Below are 25,743 nucleotides of genomic sequence, written 5' to 3'. Positions count from 1 at the left end.
CTTACGCACGCTCGACCGGGTCCGCCTTTTTCCCGCGTCCGAAGCCGAGCAAGGTGGAGCGCTCACGTTCCTCGGCCTGCTTGCGCGAGCGCACGCGCATCAGATCCTTCCAGCCGACATAGCCGACCAACCTTCCATCCTCACGCGCCACGACCGGCAGATGCGAGACATTGGCGGTCAGCAATTTGTCCGACAAGCCTTCCAGATATTCGTCGGGATGGGCCAGCGTCACCTTGCTTCCAGCCAGCAGCTCGCCGAGTGTCGTCGTCCGGTGCTTGCCGGCACGGCGCCAGCGCAGGATCGCCGGCGGATCGATGAGGCCAAGCACCTGCCTGTTTTCATCGACCACGGGAAAACTCGGATGCCGGGTTTCCGGCGCGGTCAGGAAGGCGGCCGCACCATGCAGCGTCATCGTTGCCGGCACGCTCTCGACCTGCGCCGTCATCACCTCGCGCACCCTGGTCAGCGCGAAGGGGTCGACGCGATATTCGCGAACCAGATGGTGCCCCCGCCTGGCGATCTTCTCGGTCAGGATCGAACGCTTCATCAGCAGCACGGTGACCGCGTGCGCCGCGGCACAAGCCGCGATCAGCGGCACCAGCACATGCGTGTTGCCGGTAAGCTCGACCGCGAAGAACGTGGCTGTCAGCGGCGCGCGCATCGTGCCGCCCATGGTGGCGGCCATGGCCAGCAGTGCCCAGAAGCCCGGGTCCGCCGCCGGCAGGATGCCGGCAAGCACCGCCCCCATCGCGCCCCCCATGATCAACAGCGGCGCCAGCACGCCGCCCGAAGTCCCCGAGCCGAGCGCAACCGACCAAATGATGGCCTTGACCACCAGCAGCAGCAGCGCCGCGGTGGCGATCGTGCGGCCGCCCAGCATGTCGGCGATGTTGTCATAGCCGACGCCGAGCGCCCGTGGGTCGATCAAGCCGCCTATGCCGACCACCAGGCCGCCGAGCATCGGCCACCACATCCAGTGGATCGGCAGCTTCTGGAAGCCGTCCTCGCAGGCATAGACCATCTGCGTCAGCAGCCCGGACAACAGGCCGGCGCAGATGCCGACCAGCACCCAGCCGCCAAGGCCGACGAAGGAGATAGCCATGTTGCCCGCCAACGGAAAGATCGGCCCCGGCATGTGCAGCATGGTGCGCTCCACCTCGGCCACGATGGCCGCCACCGCGACGGGGATGAAGCTGCGTGGCGTCCATTCGAACAGCAGCAATTCGACCGCCAGCATGATGGCTGCGATCGGCGTGCCGAACACGGTGGTCATGCCGGCCGCCGCTCCCGCCACCAGCAATGTCTTGCGCTCGTTGTCCGAGACCGGCAGCATCTGCGCGATCAACGAGCCGATGGCGCCGCCGGTCATGATGATCGGACCCTCGGCGCCGAACGGCCCGCCCGAGCCGATCGAGATCGCCGACGACAGCGGCTTCAGGATCGCCACCTTGGCGTCGAGCTTGGAGCGCCCAAGCAGGATCGCCTCGATGGCCTCGGGAATGCCGTGGCCGCGGATCTTCTCGCTGCCGTAGCGCGCCATCAGGCCGATGATCAGCGCGCCGATGACCGGAACGATGACGGCGGCAAGCCCGAGCGGCGTATCCTGCAGCTTCAGCTCGGCAAGCGAGAACTGGCCGAAATAGGCGATGTTGGTGGCGAGCCGGATCAGCTTCAGAAGCGCGATGCCGGCAAACAGCCCGGCGGTCGCCACCACCACCGCTATCGCGGCGACGAGCAACACTCGGGCATCCGTGGTGAAATCCCGGAGGTGATCGGGATTGGAGTTATGGGTCTTCATGGTGGCTTTGCTTCCTGGCGGCGGCCGTATCTGGGTTCTGCGGCACGGTCGAAGTGGCCAGCCGGTTGTCGGCGGGGTATATATCGTAACACGATATATCTGTTCAAGCGGCTTTCGCTCGAAATTTCGTTTGAGCTTTCACCGGAAAACGAAGACATCTCCGACATGACGCAGCCCAAGACACCACGCCCCGCCATCAGGCAATCCGACTACCAGCGGCTGTCCGAGTTCCGCTACCTCATCCGCCGCTTCCTCGAATTCAGCCAGGTGCAGGCCGAGGACGCCGGCCTGACCCCGCGCCAGCACCAGGCGCTGCTGGCGATCAAAGGATATCCCGGCGGCGGGCCGGTGACGGTCGGCGACCTGGCGGAACGCCTGCGCATCCGTCACCACAGCGCCGTCGAACTGGTCAACCGTCTCGGCGAGGCAGGACTGGTCGCACGCGACCAGGACAAGGACGACCACCGCCGCGTCCTGCTGCGGCTGACCGAACGCGCCGACGATTGCCTGGCCGAACTGTCGGCCGCGCATCTCGACGAGCTCTCGCGCATCGAACCCATGCTGCGGCGCCTGCTTGACCGGAACCAGGACTGACGTCCAGCATCCGTGCGGGCCGATACCGAACTATTTTTCCGGAATTCGAATCCTTTGGCCTGGCCGCGGCGTCTTGGACACGCGACAGCCAAGGGAGCCGATGCGATGAAACGCCATTTGATACGCTACAAGACGAAGCCGGACCGGGCCGACGAGAACGAGCGCCTGGTCAAGGCAGTGTTCGAGGAACTGCGCGGCAAATCGCCGGAAGGCGTTCGCTACATGACCTGGCGCTCCGGCAATGGCACTTTCGTCCATCTCGTCGAGACCGAAACCGACGGGCATGCCGACCTCATCACAGGGCTTGCCGCCTTCCAGGCTTTTCAGAGTGGCATCAGGGATCGCTGCGTCGACCCTCCGCATCGTGACGTGATGACAGTGGTGGGCCATTATCGGATGCTGGACGAGTAGCCTGAATAGAACCATGTCAAGAACGGCCGGTGCATGAACAATCCAGGCGAGATCCTAGAGCCTTTCGACCGCTTGTTCGGCGAATTGCGCCCCAAACTGCATCGCTACTGCGCCCGGATGACAGGCTCGGTCGTCGATGGCGAGGACGTCGTGCAGGAGGCGCTGGCCAAGGCATTCGAGGCCTTGGCCAGCGCCGTCCCGATCGCCAATCCCGAAGGCTGGCTGTTTCGCATCGCGCACAATGCGGCGCTCGACTTTTTGCGCCGCCGCGCCCGTGAGAAGACTTTCTCCGAGGAGGAGCCGGACATGATCGCCGACCCAGCAAATTCCATCGCCGACCGGCAGGCCGCGGCAGCCGGATTGCACAGTTTCATGCGCCTTCCCGTCGCGCAGCGAAGCAGCGTCATCATGATGGATGTGCTGGGCTATTCGCTGCGGGAAATCAGCACCATGCTCGACACCAGCATCCCCGCGATCAAGGCAGCGCTGCATCGTGGCCGTGGCCGGCTGCGTGAGCTCGCCGACGAACAGGACGATCGTCCTGTTCCCAGGCTGAGTGCGTCGGAGCGCCTGTTGCTCGACGCCTATGTCGATCGCTTCAACGCCCGCGACTTCGACGCCGTGCGAGACATGCTGGCCGACGAAGTGCGGCTGGAACTGGTGGCCAGGGCAAGGCTCAACGGCCGCAAGGAGGTGGCCACCTATTTCGGCAATTATTCCCGGGTGCGGGACTGGCATTTCCAGTCCGGTTTCGTCGAGGACCGTCCGGCAATCCTCGTGCGCGATCCCAACGACCCGACGGCAGCGCCGGCATACTTCATCCTGCTGGGTTGGCAGGGCGGCAAGCTTGCCGCCATCCGCGATTTCCGCCACGCCAGATACGTCGCCGACGGCGCCGAAACGTTCGTTCTTGAGACGATTGCCCGGCGGGTGACCAACCGGAAAGCCTAGCCCTGCTGCCTACTGCAGTGACTTCAACAGATTGTCGACCGTGAATGGATTGGCTTTCGGCTTGGCTGGAGGCGGATTGTCGTTGGCGGGCACCTGCTCGGCCTTGGGTGCCTGTTGCGCCGCCTTGCGCTCGGCTTCGAGCCTGGCTTTTTCCTGGGAGGCAATGCGCATCGCCTCCTCCGCCTTCTGGCGCTCCTGCTCGGCCTGCGCCTTGGCCGCCTCGTCCGCTGCCTGCTGTTCCGCCGCCGCCTTGGCCTCGGCATCCGCCTTGGCTTTTGCTTCCGCGTCGGCCTTTGCCTTGGCATCCGCTTCGGCCTTGGCCTGAGCGTCGGCCTCCGCTTTCGCCTTGGCGTCGGCCTCGGCTTTCAGGCGCGCCGCTTCCTCTTGTTGGCGCAGCTCCTCGGCGGCCTTGTCGCGGGCATCCTGAAGGGCCGCGTAATAGCGCACTTCGCGTCGCAGCCGCTGTTTCTCCAGCAGCGCGGCCTGCATCGCCTCGACGCGCTGCTGTTCTTTTTCCAGCGCACGCTGGGTCAGGAATTGCGCCAGCGGCTCGCTGTCGAACTGCCGTTTCACGGCGCCGAACCGCCCCTCGGCGGTGAAATTCACGGCCGGCTCGGAGCCGACCAGCGCTTCGTCGCCAGGCCGATAGGTGATCGCGCCCTTGGTGGAAACCGTGCTGGCGTTGAGGTCCGCCGTGATGTCGGCCGACAAGGTCGCCGCCGGGTTTTCAAGACTGATCGGCGGCGCCCTGAGCGTGCCGCCGGCAATCGTGAAGGCGACCTCGGCATTCCCGGCGGCGAAGCTGCCGTCGGCGGCGATGTCAGGCGCGAAGCCAGCCGTCTTGGCGGCGTCGATATCGCGTCCGATCGCATCCGCCTTGGCCAGGAATGCGCCGAACGCGTCAGGATTGACGCCGGCGATCCGCAAGCCCTTCAGCGTCGCCGTGCCGGATCCCGATAGAGCGGCAATCATCGCGTCGACGGATTTGCCGCTGGTCGACAGCGTCGTCGAGAAATCGCCGCTGCCGCCGATGCCCGCATCCGGCAAGACATCAGCCAGATCGGCACCCGCCAATTTCATCTGACCGGTGAAAAGCCCCGTGCCGTCATTGTTCTTCAGCTCGAACAGGCCGGAGAGCGCCCCGCCGAGGAATTTGGCCTTGAGATCGGTGACCCGAATGCCTTCCGGGTCGAGCTTGAGCGAGAGGGCCGCGTCATAGGCGGTGGCGAGCGGGCCGACGGTCAGCGAAGCCGTGGTCAGGTCGAGATCGGCCGTGAACGGCAGGCTGGACTTCTGGCTGAACGGCGCCGACGGCCACGCGCCGGATTTGTCATTCTTGTCGGCCCTATCATTCTTGTCGGCCCTGTCATTCTTGTCGGCCCTGTTATTCTTGTCGGCATTGTCACTCTTGTCGGACCCGTTCTTGTCCACGAGAAAAGCGGAATCGCCAAACAGCGCCACCGCCATCGGATCGAGGTCGAGTTCGTCGAGCGCCAGCGCCCCAGCCAGATGCGGCACGCCGTCCTTGCCGTCGACCCCCTGCTTGACATCGAGGTTGATGTCGCCGGACACAGCCGCCTCGTTGATGGCGCCGCTGAGCCCGGAGAGCACCAGCAGGCCATTGCCGTAATCGGCCTGCGCGGCCAGCGATGTCGACATGCCGGCGCCCATGCCGGGCAGGCCGATGCCCGTCGTCATCAGCCACGGCTCGATGTCGGAGGCGTCGAGGTTGATCTTGCCCTTGGCCGTCGGGCCTTGCGGCGTGTCGGCGACCACCCCCTCGAAGCCGGCCTTGAAGTCATTGCCGGCAAGGCTGAAGCTCGTCGCCAGGCCGCCGGAAAGCGTACCCTTGGCCTGGATGTCGGTGCTTGCTTCACCCAGCATGCCGAGCGGCAGCGCCGGCAGGCCGTAGAGCGCGAGCAAGGCGGTTGCGTCCGGGTTCCTGGCGTTGAAAGTCAGTGTCACTGGCGCGTCGGCAAGCCTGTCCACCGCGCCCTTTCCCGACAGCGACGCCGAAAAGGACGAGCCGCCGGCCTTGCCTTGCCCGCTCACCGCCAGGCCCGTGGTGCCGTCGCCATTGTCGGCGGCACTGGCCACGAGGTCGACGCGCGCGTCCTGGAACAAGTCGGGATAGGCCGCGGCGCGGTCTGCGAGCCCCTTCAGCACGGCATTGTCCGGATAGTGCCGTGCTGCGACATCGATCAGCGGTTTGAGGTCGACTGCCACCACCGAGGCGTCGAGCTTGCCGGTCGGGCTCGCAGGAAAATCCTTGATGCGGCCGGTGGCGCTGATCGAAGAACCGGCCAGTCCGCCGACAGACAGCCGGTCGATTTCGAGCAGCCCGTCGCGCAGCCTGAGCGCGGTATCGACCGTGTCGGCGGTCAAGCCGCCGGCGCTGACAGGGCCGGCCTTGATCTGGAAATCGAGGTCGCTGTCGGCAAAACGGTTGGCACCCTTGTCACTGACGAAGATCGAGGCGAAGGCCGCCAGCCCATCGACATCGAGATCGCCGCCCTCGAGCCGCATCAGCACCGATGGCTTTGCGTCTTCGGGCTGGCTGGAATCGATGCGGCCGGAAAACTTCGCCTTGCCGAGGATCAGTTCGAGATCGCTGAAGGATTGATGATTTTCCGAGAGATCGACCTTGGCCTTGAAACCGGCGGCAGGCAGACGGCGGATCGCCTCGTCGACATCCTTCGACAGCCAGGCGGCAAAACCCGAGGGCTGCGCCACGGCCAGCAGCAACGAGCCGGTAAAGCCGAAATGGCCCTGTACGTTGAGCATGACCTTGCCATCGGCTTCCAGCTTGGTGCGGCCGGGCAAGGTCGCGGCCAACGATTTCACCAACCAGCCGTCACCGACCGGCTCGGCCGAAAGATGAACATCGCGCACCGTCGTGTCGCCAGCCACCACCGCCGGCAACTTGACCTCGACCGTGCCGGGAATGGTCGGCTTCGGCAGATCGAGCAGCGCCTGCTCCAACCCGGCGATGCGCTGATCCAGCGTCAGGCCCGTACCCGCCTGGGCACCCACCGCCTCGTCGAACTGAACCTGCGCGCCATTCGCCTCGATGGCGAAACTCGGTTTCTGGCCGAGATCGACCGAGGCCTTGCCATCGGCGGTGTAGGGATTGTCGAGCGGACCGGTCTCGAAACGGAATTCGTCGACGCCAAGCTTCTGGTGATCGAGCGAGAACTTGCCGTTAAGCCGGAAGCCCGGATCGGACTTGCCGGTGCTGACTTTCACCGTCTCGCCGTCCGTGCCGCGCAACTCGGCTGAATTCTTGCCCGCGCTATCCTTGTCCGCGCCCGAAATCTTGAACTGGCCGGAATAGACGGCGGCACCGTTGACGATGCCGGCATTGCCGTCGGTCTCGATGACCAGCGGATAGGCGTCGGGATCCGCCTTCACCCGCAACCGCATCTGCCCGGAGGGTTCGGCCTTGCCGGTCGATGCCGCGACCGTGGTTCGCAACCCGTCCAGCCGCAACGTGCCGTCCATGCGCCATGGACCGGCCAGCGACTTGGCCGAAATGGTCGAGTTGATCTCCGAAAAGATATGGCTGCGGCCGCCGGCGGCATGGCGCAGTTCAATCTGCCCCTCCGTCACAGTCAGTTTCTCGATCGAGACCTGGCCGGGGTCGAAGGGCGAGGACGGGCGCATGGCCCAATCGACGGCTCCGTCGGCGGCGATGTCGATGGTCGCCTTTGGCCGCACCAGCCGCATGTCGAAGATCAGCACCTCGCCGCGCAGGAAGGGTGCCAGTTCCGCGTCCATCGAAAACGTCTCGACGGCCATGGCGGGCTGGCCGTCGGGGCCACCGGCGACGGCGACGTTGGAAAAGGTTACCGAGGGAAACGGCAGCAGCCTTGCCGTGGCGTCGCCCTGCACGGTTACCTTGCGGCCGAGGATGGCGCTTGCCTCGCGCTCGAACTCGGCGCGGTAGCCGGTCCAGTCGATAAAATGCGGCACCACCAGCGCCGCAAGCAGCACCAGCACGAACAGGCCACCGAAGATCACGAACAGGCGTGCGAGCATCAGCTCCGAACAGGTTGATTGCAATTCCGCCGCACTCTACCCGCATCCGCGTGTCGATAAAGAGGCAATTCGTCCCGTTGCGTCATGTCGGACGATCTGAAACAAATCCGGGAAAAGCGGAGATTCTCGGATGTCGGGCAAGAACTGGGATCGCGTGCCGATCGATGCGCAGAGTGTCGATGCCCCGCTATCGCAGTCGGCGATTTTCCTTGTCGGCACCGTCGCCGGCGATCAGCCGGCTCTGGCCAGGGTTTGTTCCGTGCTCGGCGAACTCGACGATCTGGTCAAGACTGTCGGATTCCGCGATCTCGGCGGGCGCCTGTCCTGCATCGCCGGCATCGGCCGCGATCTCTGGGACCGGCTCAGCCCCGGCCGGCGGCCGCTGGAACTGAAGCCGTTCGCGCCGATCAAGGGCGCGGTCCATTCGGCGCCAACGACACCGGGCGACCTGCTCTTTCACATCCGCGCCGAGCGGCCCGACATGTGCTTCGAATTCGAGCGTATCCTGCTCGACAGGCTTGGTCCCGGCGTCAGCGTCGTCGATGAAGTGATGGGCTTTCGCTATTTCGACGCCCGCGACCTGCTCGGCTTCGTCGACGGCACCGCCAACCCGGCCGGCCTCGATTTGCCCGCCTCGGCGCTGGTCGGTGACGAGGATGCCGATTTCGCCGGCGGCAGCTATGTCGTGGTCCAGAAATATCTGCACGACATGCAGGCCTGGGCTCGCATTCCCACGCCCGAGCAGGAGGCGATCATCGGCCGCACCAAGATCGACAACATCGAAATCGACGATGACGACGCGCTGCGCAAATCGCACAAGGCGCTTGCCACCGTGGTCGATGCCGACGGCAACGAACACGACATATTGCGCGACAACATGCCGTTCGGCAGGCCCGGGCAGAACGAATTCGGCACCTACTTCATCGGCTACAGCAGATATCTTTGGGTCACCGAGAAAATGCTGCAGCGCATGTATGTCGGCGACCCGCCGGGTGCATACGACCGGCTGCTCGATGTCTCCACGCCGCACACCGGCACGACCTTCTTCGCCCCGACCCGCCCCATGCTGCAGACGCTTGTGCAGGACGCCCGGGAGCAGCTTCCCACTGCAGGATAGAGCGGCGGTTGGCGGGCCCTAACCGCTCCCTTAGCGTGCGTCGCGTTTCGCCTGCGCCACCTTGGCCGCCTTGCGCTGGCGGCCGAGTTCGGCCGGCCGAACAAGGTTTGGAACCTTCTGGCTGGCCACGGCCCGCATGCCCTTGTGGGCGGTGCGCGAATTGTGCGTGGGACCGTCCGGAGCTTTCTGCTTCAAGGCCAGCGCTTTGCGCGCATTGTCGACCAGCGAAATGCGGGCCGCCAGTTGGCGGCGCCGTTCGGCTTCGCCGTTCAGCCGCCGCATCGCCATGGCCAGCACCGCCTCGCCCGAATGGCGGCGCGGTCAAGACGCGCTGTTCGCGATGCCCTTAGCCCGCGTCAGGCAGGATCTTGCCCGGATTCATGATGTTTTGCGGATCGAGCGCCTGCTTGATCGTGCGCATGATGTCGACGCCATGGCCGAGTTCGTGGCGCAGGAACCCTATCTTGCCTTGCCCGATGCCGTGCTCGCCGGTGCAGGTACCCTCCATGGCGATCGCCCGCATGTTGAGCCGTGCCACGAATTTTTCCGACAGCGCGATTTCCTTGGGATCGTTGACATCCATCAGCACCAGCACGTGGAAATTGCCGTCTCCGGCATGGCCGACGATGGGCGCGATAAGTCCCATCTCGGCAATGTCGGCCTCGGTTTCCATGACGCATTCGGCAAAGCGCGAGATCGGTACACAGACATCGGTCGACAGGCCCTTGGCGCCCGGGCGCAAGGTCAGCGACGCCCAGTAGGCGTCGTGCCTGGCCTTCCACAATTTGGTGCGTTCCTCGGCAACGCTGGTCCACAGGAACGGCCCGCCGCCATTGTCTTCCGCGATCGCCCCGAAGGTCTCGGCCTGTTCGGCAACGCCGGCGTCGCTGCCATGAAACTCGACGAACAGGCACGGGCTCTCGGGATAATCGAGCTTGGAATAGGTCTTCATCGCCCGCATCTGCAGCGCGTTGACCAGTTCGATGCGCGCCACCGGAATGCCCATCTGGATCGTCGCGATGACGGCGTTGCAGGCAGCTTCGACGCTCGGGAACGGGCAGACGCCGCCCGAGATCGCCTGCGGAATGCCTTGCAGCTTTAGGGTCAGCGCGGTGATGATGCCCAGCGTGCCCTCGGAGCCGACCAGCAGCCGGGTCAAATCATAACCGGCCGAGCTCTTTTTCGCCCGCTTGCCGGTCGTCACCATCTCGCCGTCGGCCATGACGGCGGTCAGCGACAGCACGTTCTCGCGCATCGTCCCGTAGCGGACCGCGTTGGTGCCCGACGCCCGCGTCGCCGCCATGCCGCCGAGCGAGGCATTGGCGCCCGGATCGATCGGAAAGAACAGGCCGGTGTCGCGCAGATGCCGGTTCAGGTCCTCGCGCGTGACGCCCGGCTCCACCGTGCAGTCGAGATCCTGCGGATTGACCGAAAGAATGCGGTTCATCCGCGACGTATCGAGCGAAATGCCTCCACCCGGCGCGTTGGTGTGGCCTTCGAGCGACGAGCCGACACCGAACGCGATCACCGGCACGCGATGCGCGGCACAGGCACGCACGATTTCCTGCACCTCGGCCGTCGTCTCGGGGAAAGCGACGCCGTCGGGCGCCTGCGTCGGAATATAGGTGGTCGTATGCGCGTGCTGCGAGCGGATGGCCTGTCCGGTCTGGAAGCGCTCGCCCAGCCGCTGCTTGAGGATGCCGAGCACCGCCGCGATGCCTTCCTCGTTGCGTTCGACCGGATTGAGGTCGCTCAGAGCCATGAATTCCTCCGCGAATGGACCAGCGTCCACGCTTGTTATGCGAGTATGGATGCCTAAAGCAATTTTCAGGAAAAGTGTGAAGCGGTTTTCCATCCGAAATTGCGTCAGAATGTAAAGACACTCACCGGCTACTCTGTCCAGCACCAGAACAAGGAAGTTTCGATGTCCATTCCCGCCCCCTTCGTCTCCAGGCCCATGGGCATCGAGAAGGACTGGATCGACTATAACGGCCATCTCAACATGGCCTATTACAACGTGCTGTTCGACCGCTGCTCGGACGAGGCCTTCGAGGCGATGGGCATGGGTCTGGACTATGTGAAAGAGCGGCGGCTCACCATCTACACCGCCGAAGTCCATGTCTGCTACGTCAGGGAGCTGCATCTCGACCACAAGGTCGCGGTCTCCTTCCAGCTCATCGACCATGACGAGAAGCGGCTGCGAGCCTATCAGGAAATCCGCCATGTCGACGGCTGGCTCGCCGCCACGTCCGAGACCTTGTCGCTGCATGTCGACATGTCGGGGCCGAAGGTGGCGCCTTTCCCGGCCGATGTACTGGCCAGGATCGAAGCCATGCGCGCCGCCCACTCCGTGCTCCTGATGCCCGAGCGCGCCGGCCGTTCGATCGGCATCAAGCGCAAATAGGGCGAAGCCCAGGCGACCGGGTCTGGCCTCAAAGCCACACCCGCGATCCAAAATCGCCGGGTTCCTCAAACCGGCTGGCACGCGTGCTTGAAGCCACCTCGCACCCGCATTAACCTTACCGAGGATTTAACGGGAACAAGCCATCTGAGCCGTTGAACGACTCAGCGGAGCGGTCGAAAACGTCCGCACAGGGTTGTTTTAGCGGGCGGCGCGGCGAAGCCGGTTCGAGGAACGTGCATGAAAACCGACATCAAGGTCGAGGTGGACAGGCTGGCGGCAGATCCGCGCATATCGGACTATGATTTCTGGCGTTCGCTCAAGAATGTCGACAACGAGATCTTTCACATCGCCAACAACAACGAACCGATCCCGTTCGACATGATCCGCTGGCGCAGCATCCTGAAGCGCGCCCGCCTGAAGCGCGGCCACGCTTAGCGCCGTTGCCTGATCGCCGCCAGCGGTGAGCGCGCGATCACCGGCGACGACTGGATGATCGCCGTGTTGGTCATCGCATAGGGGATGATGCGGTCGATCACCCGTTCGAGTTCGGCGACCGAGCCGACATGCGCCAGCGCGATGAAACAGTCCTCTCCGGTCACCCGGTCGCATTGTGCGATCTCCGGCAACTCACGGATGATCTCGGCCACGACTGACAATTGCCCAGGCACCGGCCGGATGCGCAGCCACGCCGACAGTTTCAGGCCAAGCGCCGCCGGGTTGATCCTGACGCAATAGGCCTCAATCACGCCGTTCTCCTGCAGCCGCTTGATGCGCTCCGCCACGCTCGGCGCAGACAGGCCGACGGAACGGGCCAGCTCCGCGGTGCTGATGCGCGCGTCCTCTTCCAGCAGGCGCAGGATCTTCATGTCGGCCGCGTCGAGATCGGTATTTTCGTTTCGAACGCGTTTCATGGAAAATTCCTTGCTTACGTGAAAAGAACGATGGGGCAAGCTGGTCATCATCCATATGAAAAAGAAAGATCGGCTACGATACTGATCCCATGGAGGACCACAGGCAAGCCCCGCATTCCAGCCCTGCCGCTGCCACCCCGGCCTTTGCCGGCCCCGCGCTCGCCGGGCTTGCGACAAGATTGCCGCCTCATATCTGGTTCGCCGTCAGCGCTGTCTTCCACTATCTCGGCCCGGCCTTCGCCGTGCTGCTTTTTGCGCAAGTCGGCGTGCTCGGCATGGCCTGGCTGCGCATAGCCACCGCGGCGCTGGTCTTCGCGCCATTGACCCGCCCATGGCGAACCTTCGCCAGCGCCGATCTCCCGACGCGGCTCCTGCTCGTTGCCTTCGGCGCTTGCCTGGCGGTGATGAACTGTTCGTTCTACCTGGCGCTCGACCGCCTGCCGATCTCGCTGGTTGCGGCGATCGAATTCGTCGGCACCATCGGCGTTGCGCTCGCCGGCCTCGGAAGCGCCCGCAATCTGGCCGCTCTTGCCGTCGCCGTGACCGGCACCTTGCTGCTGATCGACGTCAAATGGTCAAGCGACCCGGTCGGGCTGGTCTGGGCGTTCCTCAACGGCGCGCTCTTTGTCGGCTACATCGTGCTTGGCCACCGTGTCGCCCGCGCGGGCGCCGGCGACGGCATCGCCGGCCTGGGTGCGGCCATGGCGGTTGCTTTCGTCGTCGTGCTGCCCGTTGGCTTCACCGACGCCCTGCCCGCCTTTTTGTCGCCGCCGCTGCTCGTCGCCGCCATCGGCGTCGGCATCTGCTCGTCGGTCATTCCATACGTATGCGACCAGCTCGCCATGGCGCGGTTCCCGCGCGCGAGTTTCGCGCTGATGCTGTCGCTGCTGCCGGTCACCGCAACGCTGATCGGCGTCGTCGTGCTGCGCCAGGTACCCGGTCCGTCCGATTGCCTCGGCATCGCGCTGGTCGTGGCCGGCGTTGCGCTTCACAGGCCGGCCTCGGCTGGCTAGCCGGGAAACCCCTTCCTCGCGGTCGGTTGCGGAAAGCCTCCATCGGTTCCCGCCTGCGACGAACTGCGACAGGCCAGCCGAGATTGAAACCAAATTCTACTTTGAGCCGTTGTCTCCCGCGAAAATGGCTTGGAGCGACGCTATGGAACGGAAACGGACCAGGGAGCCGGCGGACGCATGGCATATGACCGACGACCTTCATGTCGAGCACGGCAAGGGCGACCCCTTCGCGGCGGCCATCCGCGCCACGCGCATGTCGATGATCATTACCGATCCGCGCCGGCAGGACAATCCGATCGTCTTTGCAAACGACGCCTTCCTGCGCCTGACGGGTTATGAGCGCGACGAGGTTCTCGGCAGGAACTGCCGCTTCCTGCAGGGGCCGGAGAGCGACAAGGAAGCGATCGCTCAGATACGCGCCGCGATCGCCGATGAAACCGACATCAGTGTCGATATCCTGAATTACCGCAAGGACGGGTCGACCTTCTGGAACGCGCTCTACATAAGCCCCGTCTCCAACGACAAAGGCGAAATGCAGTTCTTCTTCGCCTCGCAACTCGATGTTTCCGACCGGAAGCTCTGGGAAAATCGCATCACCGCGGACAAGGAGCGTTTCGAAAAGGCCGTCAAGGAACGCACGGCTGAGCTCGAAGCGGCGCTTGAGGCGCAGACCACGCTGCTGCATGAGGTCGATCATCGGGTGAAGAACAATCTGCAGATGATCTCCTCGCTTATCCTCATGCAGAGCCGCACCGTCTCCGACGCGAACCTCAAGCGCTCGCTTGGCACGATGTTGGAGCGCATAGAGGCGCTCAGCACCGTGCACCGCCGGCTCTATCAGTCCAAGGATGTCAGCAAGTTCGATGTTTCCGACTTCGCCAAGGATCTCATCTCCGACCTGCTGACTGCTTCGGGACGTTCGGAAATCAACCCGACACTCGATCTCGAGCCCGTCGTCGTCCCCGCCGAGAAGGCGACGCCGGTGGCGCTGATGGTCAACGAACTCGTCACCAACGCGCTCAAGCATGCCTTCAAGGAAAGGCCCGACGGCACGAGATCGGGCAGCATCGGCATCAAGATGAGCCAGCCGGACGGCCATTTGAACATCGAGGTCTCGGATGACGGCGTCGGCATGGCGGGCGCCAATGGCGACGCCTCCTTCGGCATGCGGCTGATCAAGTCGCTTGCCCGCCAATTGCGTGCCGACATCGAGTGGCGCGATGCCGGTCCCGGCACTCGCGTTGTCATCTCGATGCCCAATGGACCACAGCACAAAGGGAACCTGTCATGATTGAACCGCTCAAGGTCCTGATCGTCGAGGACGAGGCGCTGCTGGCCATGGAGTTGGAGAGCCTGGTCGAGGACGCCGGGCACAGCGTCGTCGGCTGGGCAACATCGCTCGCCGAAGCAAAGGACATGGTCGATACCACGCAGGCCGATATCGCCTTTGTCGACATCCATCTCACCGACGGCCCGACCGGCATCGACGTCGCCGAATATATTGGCGACAGAAAGAACTCGATGGTCATTTTCATGACCGCCAACCCGAAGCGCATCCCCGACCACTTCGCCGGTGCGATCGGCGTCATCGCCAAGCCCTACACGATGAACGGGCTGACCTCTGCCCTGCGCTATTTGCAGGAAGGCGTGCGGCGCCCGCCGCCGAAATCCGAGCGCCCGGCGGGCTTCACCCTGTCGCCGGCCTTCAAGACGATCTGGGCGCCGGCGGCCTGAAGGCGATGGTCATGCCAGCTTCTGCCTGAGGAAGGCGATCGTCCTGCCCCAGGCGAGGTCGGCCGCCTTCTTGTCGTAGCGCGCCGCCGAGGTGTCGTTGTTGAAGGCATGGTTGGCGCCTTCATAGACATAGACCGTGTATTCGACATGCGCGGCATCGAGTTCCTTCTTGAACGCATCGATGCCGGCATTGGTGCGCTCGTCGAGGCCGGCATAGTGCAGCAGCAACGCGGCCTTGATCATCGAGACGTCGGCGGCCTTCGGCTGCATGCCGTAATAGGCGACGCTCGCGGCAAGGTCGGGCGCATTGACGGCCAGCATGTTGGCCGCGCCGCCGCCCCAGCAGAAGCCGATGGCGCCGACCTTGCCGTTGCCGTCCTTGTCGCCCTTGACGAAGGCGACCGTCGCCACGCCATTGGCCACGGTCTGCGCCGGGTCGAGCTTCCCGAACATGTCGCGCGCCTTGTCCTCGTCAGTGGGCGTGCCGCCGAGCGGCGACAGGAAATCCGGCGCGAGCGCCACGAACCCTTCCAGCGCCACGCGCCGGGCGACGTCGCGGATATGCGGGTTGAGCCCCCTGTTTTCATGGATGACGATGACCGTGCCGAGCTTGCCGGCCTGGTTCGCGGGCCTGACCAGATAGCCCTTCATCTCGCCGCCGCTGCCGGGATAGGTGATGTCCTCACCCTTCACGCGGGCATCGTTGTCGGCGACGATCGCCGCCTGGGCCGAGTTCGCCGCCAGCATCGGCGCGATCGCGGCGGCCGCCGCGCCCGATCCGGCAAGCCTGGTCAGTTGCTCCATGAAGCGGCGGCGATCCAGTGTCAGATGCGTGTATTCGTCATAGGCATCGATCATCGCCTGAGTGATGACGGGTTTGGTGGTGACGTCGGCCATGGGCTTCCTCGATCTCGTCGCGACTGCGGTGTCCTTGCCGGTCGCAAGATAGGGGCGAGCCTCTCATCGTCCAGTCACCGGAGCGTGACATCTCGCTGCCTTGGCGGCCGCCGGTCAGTCGGCTGAAGATCATCACGTTTTTGTCATCGGTGACAAATCTTGATGGCGCTGCCACAATAGTGGGGGAAACTGGCTGGCCGGCCGCCCTCGGCGGTCACGGTCCTATAGGTCCGATCTGAAAGGAACAATGCCGATGACCATGCCCTCGCCGATCCTGGCAACCGCCTTCGTGGCAGCAGTGGCGGCCGTTCTGGCGATGCGCGCGGCTGTTGTCGCGGCAAGCCGCAAGTCCATGGTCACGGTCCGCAGCCGCAAGCGCCAGCCCGCGAACACGAAAACCCAAGGTTGAGGTGAAGTCATGGACGTTCAGGACATCGTGAACACCGTCTCGCAGAAGGCCGGTCTCGACCAGGCCACGACCGAAAAGGTCGTCGGCACCATTTTCTCGGTGCTCGAGCACGAGGCCGAAGGCACCAGCGCCTCCTCCTTCTTCGCCAAGATTCCGGGCGCCGATGCGCTGGCGCAGAAATATGACGTCATGGCCGCCCCGGCCGGCGGCGGTGGCGGCTTCCTGTCGTCGCTGCAGGGCGCGCTTGGCGGCGTTCTCGGCGAGAAGGCCGGCGCGCTGGTCAACGGCCTCGCCGCGCTCAAGGCCTCCGGCCTCGACTTGGCGCAGATCCAGAAGGCTGGCGAGACGCTTGTCCAGCAGGCCGAGGCGGCCGCAGGCCCCGATCTGACCAACCAAGTGCTTGGCTCGGTGCCGAGCCTAAAGAGCCATCTGGGGCTCGGCTGATCGTCGGCTCGCCGAGCCCGGTAATGCCGCCTGCCTATTTCGGCAGCGCGTAGGCCATCACGTAATCGCCCGGCTTGGTGCCCACCGAGCCGTGGCCGCCGGCGACGATGACCACGAACTGGCGTCCGTCCGCGACGGTGTAGGTCATCGGCGTCGATTGCCCTCCGGCCGGCAGCCGCGCCTGCCAGAGCTGCTTGCCTGACGTCAGCTCGTAGGCGCGCAGATAGTCGTCGACCGCGGCACCCAGGAAGGCGACACCGCCGGCGGTGATCATCGGCCCGCCAATGCCGGGCACCCCGACCTTAAACGGCAACGGCAGCGGCGTCATGTCGTAGACGGTGCCGTTGCGGTGCTTGTAGGCAATCGCGCCAGTCCTCAGATCGACGCCTGCGACATAGCCCCAGGGCGGCGCCTGGCACGGAATGCCGAGTGGCGACAGGAACGGTCCCATCACCACCGCATAGGGCGCGCCGTCATTGCGGTTCAGCCCCTGCTCGCTGCCCTTGGTGTCGCCTGGGGGCGGCACGTCGGCGCGCGGCACCAGCCGCGACGTGAAGGCAAGATAGGTTGGCATCCCGAACATCACTTGCCGCACCGGATCGACCGCCACGCCACCCCAGTTGAACGTGCCGAAATTGCCGGAATAAACCAGCGATCCCTGCAGCGAAGGCGGCGTGTAGCGGCCTTCATAGCGCAATTTGTGAAGCGCGATGCGGCACGCCAGCTGGTCGAACATGGTGATGCCCCACATATCGTGCTCGGTCAGCGGCGGCGGGTTGAAGGAAAGGTCGGACGCCGGCTGCGCCGGCGATGTGTGGTCGCCCTCGATGGCGCCGCCGGGCGCCGCCACTTCCTTGACGGGGATGACCGGCTCGCCGGTGCGCCGGTCGAGCACATAGAGGTCCCCCTGCTTGGTCGGCCCGACCAGCGCGGGCACCACGGAGCCGTCGGCCTTGGTGATGTCGATCAGGCTCGGCTGCGCCGGCACGTCCATGTCCCAGAGGTCATGGTGCACGGTCTGGCGCACCCATTTCAACTGCCCGGTGTTGAGGTCCAGCGCGGTGATCGAGGAGGAGAATTTCTCCACATTGGCACTGCGGCCCATGCCGAGCTGGTCCGGCGTCTGGTTGCCGAGCGGCACGTAGAGCAGGCCGAGCTTCTCGTCGGCGCTCGGCGTCGACCACATGTTGGGCGAGTTGGCGGTGTAGGTCTGGCCGGCCGGCAGCGGCGTCGTCTGGTCCGGATTGCCGGAATCCCAGTTCCACAGCAATTTGCCGCTGCTCGCATCATAGGCGCGGATGACGCCGGACGGCTCCTGCGTCGAATAATTGTCATTGACCGCCCCGCCGACGATGATCTTGCCGCCGGCAATCAGCGGCGCCGAGGTCGAGTAGTAATAGCCCGACTTCGGATACGGCATGCCCGTCAACAGATTGAGCGTGCCGCCCTCGGCGAAGGCCGGGCAAACCTGCCCGTTGGCGGCGTCGAGCGCGATCAGCCGCGCATCCGAGGTCGGCAAGTAGACGCGCGCCGCGCAGGGCTGGCCGGCGGCGCCCGCCGCATCGGCATAATAGGAGACGCCCCGGCAGGTCTGGTGCTGGCGGTCCTTGTCGAGCTTGACCTTGGGATCGTAGCGCCACTTCTCCTTGCCGGTCGCCGCATCGACGGCGATGGCGAAGTTGTGCGGCGTGCAGATATAGAGCGTGTCGCCCACTTTGAGCGGTGTCACCTGATAAGTGGTCTCGCCGACATCGTCGGGGCCTTTGACGTCGCCGGTGCGATAGGTCCAGGCCGGCTTCAGGTTGGCGACGTTTTCCGGCGTGATCTGGTCGAGCGGCGAATAGCGCTGGCCGAACTGCGTGCGCCCGTAATAGTGCCATTCGCCCGCAGGCACATCGCCGCCGAGATTGGCGTTGGGGATCACCTTGTCGGTGTCGAGGGCGCCGCCGATGTCCTTCGGGTCCGTGGTCATCGAATAGCCGGCCACCGCCAGCGATGCCAGCACGGCAAGGATCAAAGGGGCTCGCCCGTCCGGACCGGCAAGGCCGCGCCGCGCCCACGGCGTCAGCAGCCACAACGCCACCAGCACGATGATGCCGCCGCGCGGGCCGAGCTCCCACCAGTCGAAGCCGGTTTCCCAGACCGCCCAGGCCAGCGTGCCGAGCACGATCGCCGCGTAGAGCCAGAGCGCCGTGGAACGGCGCCGGTAGAGCAGCCAGGCGGCGACCAGGAAGGCGAGACCGACGATGATGTAGTACCAACTGCCGCCCAGCGAAGCCAACCAGATGCCGCCGGCGCCAAGCGCCAGGCCTATGAGGAAGAGAATGAGGGAGGTGATGGTGACAGCCAAGATGATACTCCTTCGACTGTTGCGCGCATGGGGCGGGCTAGGGCAACCCGGCATTGCGTGTTGCCCGTGCAACTTTCTCCCGACGGCGGCGCCTGTCAAGCGTAGGTCGCGGACCCGCGAGCAGCAACCTCGTTCCGCCTGGGATTGTTCCACAACGGCGGTTCCCATATCGGTGAAGCCGCCGTATCGGGCACTTTGCCGGAACAAAACGTAGACAGTTCTGGTCTTTCCCTCCCGAATCACTACATTCGGGGGAGATGTCCGGCTTTTCCGAAGACATGCCCTTTTTCGACGAACCCAATGCGCGGCCCACGGCCCCGTCGGGCATTGCCGCGCGCGCCATGGCTGCCCGCGGCGGCCAAAACAATGCGCCCGACTATCTCAGGGGCTTGAATCCCGAGCAGCGGCTGGCGGTGGAGACCACCGAAGGCCCGGTTCTGGTGCTGGCCGGCGCCGGCACGGGCAAGACGCGTGTGCTGACCACCCGCATCGCCCACATCCTTGCCACCGGCAGGGCCTTCCCCTCGCAGATCCTGGCCGTCACCTTCACCAACAAGGCCGCGCGCGAGATGAAACAGCGCATCGGCATCCTGATCGGCGAAGGCAATGTCGAGGGCATGCCGTGGCTCGGCACCTTCCACTCGATCGGCGTGAAGCTGCTGCGCCGCCATGCCGAGCTTGCCGGCCTGAGGTCCGACTTCACCATCCTCGACACCGACGACGTCGTGCGCTTGATCAAGCAGCTGATCCAGGCCGAGGGCCTGGACGACAAGCGCTGGCCCGCGAAACAGTTCGCCCAGATGATCGACGGCTGGAAGAACAAGGGCCAGGGTCCGGCCGATATCGCCGAGGGCGATGCGCGCAGCTTCGCCAACGGCAAAGGCCGCGAGCTCTACAAGGCCTATCAGGAGCGGCTGCAGACGCTGAACGCCTGCGATTTCGGCGATTTGCTCTGCCACCCGATCCGCATCCTCCGCGCCAATCCCGATGTGCTGAAGGACTATCACCGGCGGTTCAAATACATCCTCGTCGACGAGTACCAGGACACCAACACCGCCCAATACATGTGGCTGCGGCTTCTGGCGCAGAGGCCGAGCGGACCACAACCAGCGCGAAGTGGTTCTCCGGATGGGCGCGTTCCAAGTTTTTCCGGTGTTTCGGATAGAACGGAAGCGGCTAGCTATAGACCCGCAACTCCAGAGGACGATTCAGCAGTTTCGGCCGAAGGCCGCAAGTCCGACCGGGCGTCCGAGCCGTTGCGAGGCCCCCGCGGAGGGCCCGCGCCGGCAGGCGCGGAACAGCCCGTGAGCGAAAACAAAGTCAATATCTGCTGCGTCGGCGATGACGACCAGTCGATCTACGGCTGGCGCGGCGCCGAGGTCGACAACATCCTGCGCTTCGACAAGGATTTTCCGGGCGCCACCATCATCCGGCTGGAGCGCAACTACCGCTCGACCGCGCACATACTGGGGGCCGCCTCCCATCTCATCGCCTACAATGAGGGCCGTTTCGGCAAGACGCTGTTCACCGACCGCAACGATCCGGAGGACGGCAAGGTCAACGTCCACGCCGCCTGGGATTCGGAGGAGGAGGCCCGCGCCATCGGCGAGACCATCGAGGCCTACCAGCGCCAGAAGCATAATTTGAACGACATGGCGATCCTGGTCCGCGCGTCCTTCCAGATGCGCGCCTTCGAGGACCGCTTCATCACGCTCGGCCTTAACTATCGCGTCATCGGCGGTCCGCGTTTTTACGAGCGCATGGAAATCCGCGACGCGCTGGCCTTCTTCCGCGTCGTCGCCAACAGCACCGACGACCTCGCCTTCGAGCGCATCGTCAATGTGCCCAAGCGCGGCTTGGGCGAAGCGACCATCCGCCAGATCCACGACACGGCGCGCGGCTTGCGCATCCCGATGCTGGAGGCGGCGGGTACACTGGCGGAAAGCGACGAGCTGAAGCCGAAACCGCGCGCCGCGCTGCGCGAGGTCGCGGCCAATTTCGAACGCTGGCAAAAGGCGCTGGAAACCACGCCGCACACCGAACTCGCCGAGACCATTCTCGAGGAGAGCGGCTACACCGACATGTGGAAGAACGACCGCTCGGCGGAAGCCCCCGGGCGGCTTGAGAACCTGAAGGAACTGATCCGTTCGATGGAGGAGTACGAATCGCTGCGCTCCTTCCTCGAACATGTCGCGCTGGTCATGGATGCCGAGCAGAATGCCGGGCTCGATGCCGTCTCCATCATGACGCTGCATTCGGCCAAGGGCCTCGAATTCGAGACCGTCTTCCTGCCCGGCTGGGAAGAAGGCCTCTTTCCCCATCAGCGCGCGCTCGACGAAGGCGGCCGCTCGGGGCTCGAGGAAGAGCGGCGTCTCGCCTATGTCGGGCTGACGCGGGCCAAGAAGAACCTGCATATCTGGTTCGTCTCCAACCGCCTCATCCACGGGCTCTGGCAATCGACCATCCCGTCGCGCTTCCTCGAGGAACTGCCGGAAGCCCATGTCGAGGTCGCCGAATCCGGCAACTCCTATGGCGGCTACGGCAATCCCTATGGCGGCGGCTCGTTCGCATCCGGCCGCGGCGGCGGCCAGGGGGCAGGAAGACAGAACCCCTATGGCGCTTCGCGCTTCGACAATATCGGCGGCACTTCGGGCGGCGGGGAAAAATCCGGCGCCTTCTCCAACACCTATTCGACGCCGGGTTGGCAGCGTGCGCAGGCCAACCGCACCGAGGCGACCGACCGCAACTGGGGCACGCGTTCGGGCCATCAGGTCGAACGCATCGGCTATGGTGAAACAGACTCCGGCTACGGCGCCGGCCGCACCAGCGTCAAGGGCCGCACCATCGACGGTGAACTGGTCGCCAAGTCCGTCTCCGACACGCCGTCCGCCTTTAGCGTCGGCGACCGCGTCTTCCACCAGAAATTCGGCAACGGCAACATTTCAGCCATCGAGGGCAACAAACTGACCATCGATTTCGACAAGGCCGGCCAGAAACGCGTGCTGGACGGGTTTGTAACCGGGACAATAAAATAAACTGGATAGGTCGACAAAACATGTCCCTTGAAGACGATTTGACTAAACTATTTAAAGCAAAGGCGGCTGGCCCTTTTCTATTTGTTGGATCTGGTTTTTCTAGAAGATACTTGGGCCTCGAGGATTGGTCAGGATTGCTAAGGCGATTTTGCCGCGGCGAGCAACCATTTGAGTTTTATCTTGCGTCGGCCGATGGAGATCTGCCACTCGCTGCCAAATTGATCGCAGAGCAGTTCAATGAGTTTTGGTGGACAGCCGAGGAGTTCAAAGAAAGTGTATCCAAGAATAAATCAAAGATAAAAGGAATAACATCCGCCCTCAGGATCGAAATTTCCAATTACTTATTGAAATTAGATCAAAACACAGCAAAAAAATCCGAATACGAAGCTGAAGTAAAACTACTTTCGTCCCTAAACGTTGACGGCATAATAACTACAAATTGGGATCCATTTCTAGAGCAAGTTTTTCCAGATTATAAAATTTACGTGGGTCAGGAGGAGCTACTTTTTTCTAATCCTCAGGAAATCGGCGAGATATACAAAATTCATGGATGCGCTTCTCGCCCAGAATCTCTCACACTAACATCCGATGACTACCATGATTTCAACAACAAGAATGCCTATCTTGCTGCGAAACTAATCACAATTTTTGTTGAACATCCGGTCGTTTTTATAGGGTATTCGATATCTGATCAGAACATTAGTATGATGCTGCGATCAATTTCATTATGCATAGGAAAAGAAAACGTTGAGAAACTCAGAAGAAATTTGATATTTGTTCAGAGATCAAACGGAACAGAGAAAGACAGCATTTCTGACACGTATATATCTATTGATGGAGTACAAATACCACTTGTCCTTGTAAAAACAAATGATTTCACTCAGATATACCGATCACTAGAATCGACCAAGAGAAAGATACCAGCTAGAGTTCTGAGATATTGCAAAGAGCAGCTTTACGAGCTGGTGAAATCTTCTGAGCCAGAAAAGAAAATTTGTGTAGTAGACATCGATGAAATCGATAGAAAGGAAGATGTCGAATTTCTGGTGGGAGTGGGAGTTGTATCGCAACAGCAAGTTCCCATTTCAGGCATAGGTTATGCCGGCATAGATGCGAGGGATCTGATCTCAGATTTGCTTTTCGAAGATCGAGGGTACGACCCGAAGCAAGTTATCGAACAATCAATAAAGATCGCAGGCCGAAATACGAAAAATGTTCCTGTCTTCAAGTACTTGCATGCTTGTGGCACTAGGACTAGAGGCGAATATTCGAAATCAGGATACAACCTTGACAAATGGGTTAACAGGCCGCCTAAAGATTTCAAACTTGGAATGTACGCAAAATCCTTTTTGTCCAAATACAGAAGCTTTAAATTGGAGGAAATATAGGAAAATGCACACCTGAGAACGCGGCAATATACATTCCATTTTTGAAAATTGACGAAATTGACCTAGATAAACTGCAGTCATTTCTAATCGAGAATTTTGATAAAACCGACTACTCGAAATCAAATTACGCAAGTTATTTTCGGAAGCTTTGTTCCTTTTACGACAAGCTGAAGTGGGGGTTCTGACAACGGGCTTTGATCCCGCTGAAATTGGGATAGATGTATCAGGTCGGTGGACATTCAGATTCGCTCAATCCACCTTCTTCTCGCCCTTCTCCCCGGCCTTCACGATATCCCCCGTCGTAAACAGGATTTCCTTCAGTTCCACGCGCCAATCCGTCTTCTGGCGCAGCAGGAATTCGAGGTCCATGCCGAAATGCTTGAACTCCTCGCTCTGCGCGTTCTTCATGATCGCCTTGGCCTGCGGGTTCTTCTCGACCGACATGCGCTGTTCGTACCAGCTGATCGCTTCCGCCTCCTCGATCAGCGAGGTGATCATGCGGGCAAAGGTCCGCACTTCCTGCGACAGTTCTTCCGGCGGTTCGTGGTACTGGTCGAAACCCATGTCGTCCTCCCTCAACGGCTCGCGGATGGAGCCAGGCATTGGCCCGCATCCATGAATGCGTGGGACGCGCCGCGGGTTCCGGGATCACGGCCACAATTCGGGATGATGGATCCGCGAACTATCTCACGACACCGGCGCAGCGCCGCCCTCTTCCGTGCGCCGCGCGATGAACGCGTCGAGCACGCCTGACGTGGCGGCCGCCGCGGCCGGCGGCTCGAAATCGGCAAGGGTGCGCTTCCAGATGCCGGTGGCGCGTTCGGTGGCGGTCTTCGAGCCGCTTTGCGTCCAGTTGCCGAAATTCGACCAGTCGGCCACCAGCGGCTCGTAGAAGGCGGTGCGGTAGCGCGCCATGGTGTGGCCGGCCGAGAAGAAGTGGCCGCCCGGCTGCACTTCGGCGATCGCCTCGAAGCCTATTGCGTCGTCGTCGCCGGGGGTCGCCGCACAAAGTTCCGCGACCGTCTGCAGCGCCTCGATGTCGGTGACCAGCTTTTCCAGGGAAACGCTCAAGCCCCCTTCCAGCCAGCCGGCCGCGTGGATGCAGACGGTGGCGCCCGACAGCACCGAGCCCCATAGCGCGAACTGCGTCTCGTGCGCGGCCTGCGCGTCCGAAGTGTTGGCCGCGCTGCCGCCCCCCGAGCGCCAGGGCAGACCGGTGAAGCGCGCCAATTGGCCTGCCCCCAGTGTGGCTTTGACGTGCTCCGGCGTGCCGAAGGCCGGTGCGCCCGATTTCATGTCGACATTGGAGGAGAAGGAACCGTAGACCACCGGCGCGCCCGGCCGCACGATCTGCGCCAGCGTCAGCCCGGCCAGCGCTTCGGCATGCTGCAAGGTCAGCGCGCCGGCCACGGTGATCGGCGCCATCGCACCGGCCAGGCAGAACGGCGTGATGATCAGGACCTGGCCCGCCTTGGCGAAATCGATGATGCCTTGCGCCATCGGAATGTCGAGCTGGCGCGGCGAGTTGGTGTTGATGACGGTGTAGCAATGCGCGCCCGAGCGGAACTCGTCCTCGGACAGCCCGCGCGCCAGCCTGATCATCTCGAAACTGTCATCGACCTGCGGCGTGCCGCGCGCGAACACGAACGGAAATTTGTCCGACAGGGTCAGCTGCGCCCGGTTGACGGCATAGTGGCGGAAACGATTGTCGATGTCCTGCGGTTCGATGCATGGCCCCAGCATGTGCAAGACGTCGAAATGCTGCACCAGCTTGATCAACTCCTCAAAGGCGACCAGCGTCCCGGGCCGCCGGCCGCGCTCGAGATCGGTGACATTGGGCGCGCCGGAGCCGGCCAGGAACGTCATCGAGCCCAGTTCGAGCGACAGGTCCCGAGAGCGCGCGCCGGCATAAGCGTGGATCGATCGCGGCGCCGAGGCTAAGGCTGCCGCCACCATGTCGCGACCGATGCGCACCATGTCGGTGTCGGGGTCGACCAGGGCGCCGGCGCGGGCGAGCACCTCGCGCGCCTCGGGCAGCAGCACCTTGATGCCCAATTCTTCCAGCACGCGCAGCGCCGTGTCGTGGATCGACGCCACCTGGTCGTCGGAAAAGATCGGCTGCGGCAGGAATGGATTCTTCAGCGACCGGTAATTGGGCTTGCGGCTTGATTCGCTGCCCGCCTCGCCCATGCGTCCCCGCCGGCGTTCGCGCCTCGTATCCCGTGCAGCGTCATCGACCATCAGAAACT

21 protein-coding genes and 1 pseudogene are annotated in these 25,743 nt (G+C 63.3%); 13 read left to right on the top strand and 9 right to left on the bottom strand.

The genetic code is table 11. The features are described 5' to 3' along the window. Nucleotide 1 precedes the first annotated feature (1 nt). The gene (locus FJ954_RS07480; RefSeq protein ID WP_140660944.1) at nucleotides 2–1,798 is read right to left on the bottom strand and encodes a chloride channel protein; all 1,797 of its coding nucleotides are present in this window, start codon (nucleotides 1,796–1,798) and stop codon (nucleotides 2–4) included. Nucleotides 1,799–1,963: 165 nt separating this feature from the next. On the opposite strand from FJ954_RS07480, the gene FJ954_RS07475 reads away from it, so the two are divergent. The 3 genes from FJ954_RS07475 to FJ954_RS07465 all read left to right on the top strand — a co-directional run bounded on the left by FJ954_RS07475 (nucleotide 1,964) and on the right by FJ954_RS07465 (nucleotide 3,754). Then, nucleotides 1,964–2,392, top strand: a complete 429-nt coding sequence (locus FJ954_RS07475) for a helix-turn-helix domain-containing protein (RefSeq protein ID WP_181177772.1) — start codon at nucleotides 1,964–1,966, stop codon at nucleotides 2,390–2,392. Between the two features lie 105 nt (nucleotides 2,393–2,497). Next, nucleotides 2,498–2,803: a hypothetical protein gene (locus FJ954_RS07470; RefSeq protein WP_140660943.1), complete on the top strand. Its 306-nt coding sequence runs from the start codon at nucleotides 2,498–2,500 to the stop codon at nucleotides 2,801–2,803. Nucleotides 2,804–2,836: 33 nt separating this feature from the next. Beyond that, a complete protein-coding gene (locus FJ954_RS07465) occupies nucleotides 2,837–3,754 on the top strand; it encodes a sigma-70 family RNA polymerase sigma factor (RefSeq protein WP_140660942.1) in 918 nt (305 codons plus the stop codon). 9 nt (nucleotides 3,755–3,763) lie between these two features. Here FJ954_RS07465 and FJ954_RS07460 read toward each other — a convergent pair whose 3' ends face one another. Next, a complete protein-coding gene (locus tag FJ954_RS07460; protein WP_140660941.1) occupies nucleotides 3,764–7,792 on the bottom strand; it encodes an AsmA family protein in 4,029 nt (1,342 codons plus the stop codon). 130 nt (nucleotides 7,793–7,922) lie between these two features. On the opposite strand from FJ954_RS07460, the gene FJ954_RS07455 reads away from it, so the two are divergent. Next, nucleotides 7,923–8,909 carry a Dyp-type peroxidase gene (locus FJ954_RS07455; protein WP_140660940.1) on the top strand — a complete coding sequence of 329 codons (987 nt, stop codon included), beginning with the start codon at nucleotides 7,923–7,925 and terminating at the stop codon, nucleotides 8,907–8,909. A gap of 30 nt (nucleotides 8,910–8,939) precedes the next feature. Here the strand turns inward: FJ954_RS07455 and FJ954_RS07450 are convergent. Further along, nucleotides 8,940–9,209: pseudogene (locus FJ954_RS07450) on the bottom strand (hypothetical protein); the annotation flags it as partial. 46 nt (nucleotides 9,210–9,255) lie between these two features. After that, a complete protein-coding gene (locus FJ954_RS07445) occupies nucleotides 9,256–10,671 on the bottom strand; it encodes an FAD-linked oxidase C-terminal domain-containing protein (RefSeq protein WP_140660939.1) in 1,416 nt (471 codons plus the stop codon). Nucleotides 10,672–10,833: 162 nt separating this feature from the next. Between FJ954_RS07445 and FJ954_RS07440 the strand changes: the two genes are divergently transcribed. Then, nucleotides 10,834–11,313 carry a thioesterase family protein gene (locus FJ954_RS07440; RefSeq protein WP_140660938.1) on the top strand — a complete coding sequence of 160 codons (480 nt, stop codon included), beginning with the start codon at nucleotides 10,834–10,836 and terminating at the stop codon, nucleotides 11,311–11,313. Between the two features lie 237 nt (nucleotides 11,314–11,550). Beyond that, nucleotides 11,551–11,748, top strand: coding sequence for a hypothetical protein (locus FJ954_RS07435; RefSeq protein ID WP_015317249.1), 198 nt, complete (start codon nucleotides 11,551–11,553; stop codon nucleotides 11,746–11,748). Here FJ954_RS07435 and FJ954_RS07430 read toward each other — a convergent pair. Beyond that, on the bottom strand, nucleotides 11,745–12,224 hold the full coding sequence (locus FJ954_RS07430) for an Lrp/AsnC family transcriptional regulator (RefSeq protein ID WP_140660937.1): 480 nt from the start codon (nucleotides 12,222–12,224) through the stop codon (nucleotides 11,745–11,747). The two genes, FJ954_RS07435 and FJ954_RS07430, sit on opposite strands and share 4 nt — an antisense overlap. Nucleotides 12,225–12,313: 89 nt before the next feature. Here FJ954_RS07430 and FJ954_RS07425 point away from each other — a divergent pair, with 89 nt between their 5' ends. The 3 genes from FJ954_RS07425 to FJ954_RS07415 all read left to right on the top strand — a co-directional run bounded on the left by FJ954_RS07425 (nucleotide 12,314) and on the right by FJ954_RS07415 (nucleotide 14,971). Next, entirely contained in the window at nucleotides 12,314–13,237 is a 924-nt protein-coding gene (locus tag FJ954_RS07425) for an EamA family transporter (protein ID WP_140660936.1), read from the top strand. A gap of 184 nt (nucleotides 13,238–13,421) precedes the next feature. After that, nucleotides 13,422–14,528, top strand: a complete 1,107-nt coding sequence (locus FJ954_RS07420) for a histidine kinase dimerization/phosphoacceptor domain -containing protein (protein ID WP_167331122.1) — start codon at nucleotides 13,422–13,424, stop codon at nucleotides 14,526–14,528. Then, on the top strand, nucleotides 14,525–14,971 hold the full coding sequence (locus FJ954_RS07415; protein WP_015317245.1) for a response regulator: 447 nt from the start codon (nucleotides 14,525–14,527) through the stop codon (nucleotides 14,969–14,971). Before FJ954_RS07420 ends, FJ954_RS07415 begins: the two co-directional genes overlap by 4 nt. Nucleotides 14,972–14,980: 9 nt before the next feature. Here the strand turns inward: FJ954_RS07415 and FJ954_RS07410 are convergent, their stop codons facing one another. Continuing rightward, nucleotides 14,981–15,868, bottom strand: a complete 888-nt coding sequence (locus FJ954_RS07410) for a dienelactone hydrolase family protein (RefSeq protein ID WP_140660935.1) — start codon at nucleotides 15,866–15,868, stop codon at nucleotides 14,981–14,983. A 247-nt stretch (nucleotides 15,869–16,115) separates the two neighbouring features. Here FJ954_RS07410 and FJ954_RS31495 point away from each other — a divergent pair, with 247 nt between their 5' ends. Both FJ954_RS31495 and FJ954_RS07405 read left to right on the top strand, forming a co-directional pair. Then, nucleotides 16,116–16,277, top strand: a complete 162-nt coding sequence (locus FJ954_RS31495) for a hypothetical protein (protein ID WP_210243312.1) — start codon at nucleotides 16,116–16,118, stop codon at nucleotides 16,275–16,277. Between the two features lie 9 nt (nucleotides 16,278–16,286). After that, on the top strand, nucleotides 16,287–16,721 hold the full coding sequence (locus tag FJ954_RS07405) for a hypothetical protein (protein ID WP_015317242.1): 435 nt from the start codon (nucleotides 16,287–16,289) through the stop codon (nucleotides 16,719–16,721). Nucleotides 16,722–16,755: 34 nt separating this feature from the next. Here the strand turns inward: FJ954_RS07405 and FJ954_RS07400 are convergent, their stop codons facing one another. Then, complete coding sequence (locus tag FJ954_RS07400) at nucleotides 16,756–19,071, bottom strand: glucose/quinate/shikimate family membrane-bound PQQ-dependent dehydrogenase (protein ID WP_140660934.1); 2,316 nt, start codon at nucleotides 19,069–19,071, stop codon at nucleotides 16,756–16,758. A 257-nt stretch (nucleotides 19,072–19,328) separates the two neighbouring features. Between FJ954_RS07400 and FJ954_RS07395 the strand changes: the two genes are divergently transcribed. Next, the gene (locus tag FJ954_RS07395) at nucleotides 19,329–22,106 is read left to right on the top strand and encodes a UvrD-helicase domain-containing protein (RefSeq protein WP_140660933.1); all 2,778 of its coding nucleotides are present in this window, start codon (nucleotides 19,329–19,331) and stop codon (nucleotides 22,104–22,106) included. Nucleotides 22,107–22,126: 20 nt separating this feature from the next. Beyond that, entirely contained in the window at nucleotides 22,127–23,494 is a 1,368-nt protein-coding gene (locus FJ954_RS07390; RefSeq protein WP_210243310.1) for an SIR2 family protein, read from the top strand. 249 nt (nucleotides 23,495–23,743) lie between these two features. Here the strand turns inward: FJ954_RS07390 and FJ954_RS07385 are convergent, their stop codons facing one another. Both FJ954_RS07385 and FJ954_RS07380 read right to left on the bottom strand, forming a co-directional pair. After that, nucleotides 23,744–24,058 (bottom strand): hypothetical protein, encoded by a 315-nt coding sequence (locus tag FJ954_RS07385; protein ID WP_140661187.1) that lies wholly within the window; start codon nucleotides 24,056–24,058, stop codon nucleotides 23,744–23,746. A 123-nt stretch (nucleotides 24,059–24,181) separates the two neighbouring features. After that, on the bottom strand, nucleotides 24,182–25,735 hold the full coding sequence (locus FJ954_RS07380; RefSeq protein WP_140660932.1) for a trimethylamine methyltransferase family protein: 1,554 nt from the start codon (nucleotides 25,733–25,735) through the stop codon (nucleotides 24,182–24,184). Nucleotides 25,736–25,743 lie beyond the last annotated feature (8 nt).

The organism is Mesorhizobium sp. B2-3-15, assembly GCF_006442875.1.
Taxonomy (GTDB): Bacteria; Pseudomonadota; Alphaproteobacteria; order Rhizobiales; family Rhizobiaceae; genus Mesorhizobium; species Mesorhizobium australicum.
The sequence above is the reverse complement of the archived record's forward strand: the minus strand, read 5'-3'. Positions and strand labels throughout refer to the sequence as shown.

Bases quoted from the DNA above. Each gene is read 5' to 3' on its own strand.
- FJ954_RS07390 (WP_210243310.1), top strand. From the start codon at position 22,127: ATGTCCCTTGAAGACGATTTGACTAAACTATTTAAAGCAAAGGCGGCT.
- FJ954_RS07470 (WP_140660943.1), top strand. From the start codon at position 2,498: ATGAAACGCCATTTGATACGCTACAAGACGAAGCCGGACCGGGCCGAC.
- FJ954_RS07465 (WP_140660942.1), top strand. From the start codon at position 2,837: ATGAACAATCCAGGCGAGATCCTAGAGCCTTTCGACCGCTTGTTCGGC.
- FJ954_RS07385 (WP_140661187.1), bottom strand. From the start codon at position 24,058: ATGGGTTTCGACCAGTACCACGAACCGCCGGAAGAACTGTCGCAGGAA.
- FJ954_RS07420 (WP_167331122.1), top strand. From the start codon at position 13,422: ATGACCGACGACCTTCATGTCGAGCACGGCAAGGGCGACCCCTTCGCG.
- FJ954_RS07405 (WP_015317242.1), top strand. From the start codon at position 16,287: ATGGACGTTCAGGACATCGTGAACACCGTCTCGCAGAAGGCCGGTCTC.
- FJ954_RS07425 (WP_140660936.1), top strand. From the start codon at position 12,314: ATGGAGGACCACAGGCAAGCCCCGCATTCCAGCCCTGCCGCTGCCACC.
- FJ954_RS07395 (WP_140660933.1), top strand. From the start codon at position 19,329: ATGTCCGGCTTTTCCGAAGACATGCCCTTTTTCGACGAACCCAATGCG.
- FJ954_RS07380 (WP_140660932.1), bottom strand. From the start codon at position 25,735: ATGGTCGATGACGCTGCACGGGATACGAGGCGCGAACGCCGGCGGGGA.
- FJ954_RS07475 (WP_181177772.1), top strand. From the start codon at position 1,964: ATGACGCAGCCCAAGACACCACGCCCCGCCATCAGGCAATCCGACTAC.
- FJ954_RS07415 (WP_015317245.1), top strand. From the start codon at position 14,525: ATGATTGAACCGCTCAAGGTCCTGATCGTCGAGGACGAGGCGCTGCTG.
- FJ954_RS07480 (WP_140660944.1), bottom strand. From the start codon at position 1,798: ATGAAGACCCATAACTCCAATCCCGATCACCTCCGGGATTTCACCACG.
- FJ954_RS07430 (WP_140660937.1), bottom strand. From the start codon at position 12,224: ATGAAACGCGTTCGAAACGAAAATACCGATCTCGACGCGGCCGACATG.
- FJ954_RS07460 (WP_140660941.1), bottom strand. From the start codon at position 7,792: ATGCTCGCACGCCTGTTCGTGATCTTCGGTGGCCTGTTCGTGCTGGTG.
- FJ954_RS07435 (WP_015317249.1), top strand. From the start codon at position 11,551: ATGAAAACCGACATCAAGGTCGAGGTGGACAGGCTGGCGGCAGATCCG.
- FJ954_RS07440 (WP_140660938.1), top strand. From the start codon at position 10,834: ATGTCCATTCCCGCCCCCTTCGTCTCCAGGCCCATGGGCATCGAGAAG.
- FJ954_RS31495 (WP_210243312.1), top strand. From the start codon at position 16,116: ATGCCGATGACCATGCCCTCGCCGATCCTGGCAACCGCCTTCGTGGCA.
- FJ954_RS07455 (WP_140660940.1), top strand. From the start codon at position 7,923: ATGTCGGGCAAGAACTGGGATCGCGTGCCGATCGATGCGCAGAGTGTC.
- FJ954_RS07445 (WP_140660939.1), bottom strand. From the start codon at position 10,671: ATGGCTCTGAGCGACCTCAATCCGGTCGAACGCAACGAGGAAGGCATC.
- FJ954_RS07410 (WP_140660935.1), bottom strand. From the start codon at position 15,868: ATGGCCGACGTCACCACCAAACCCGTCATCACTCAGGCGATGATCGAT.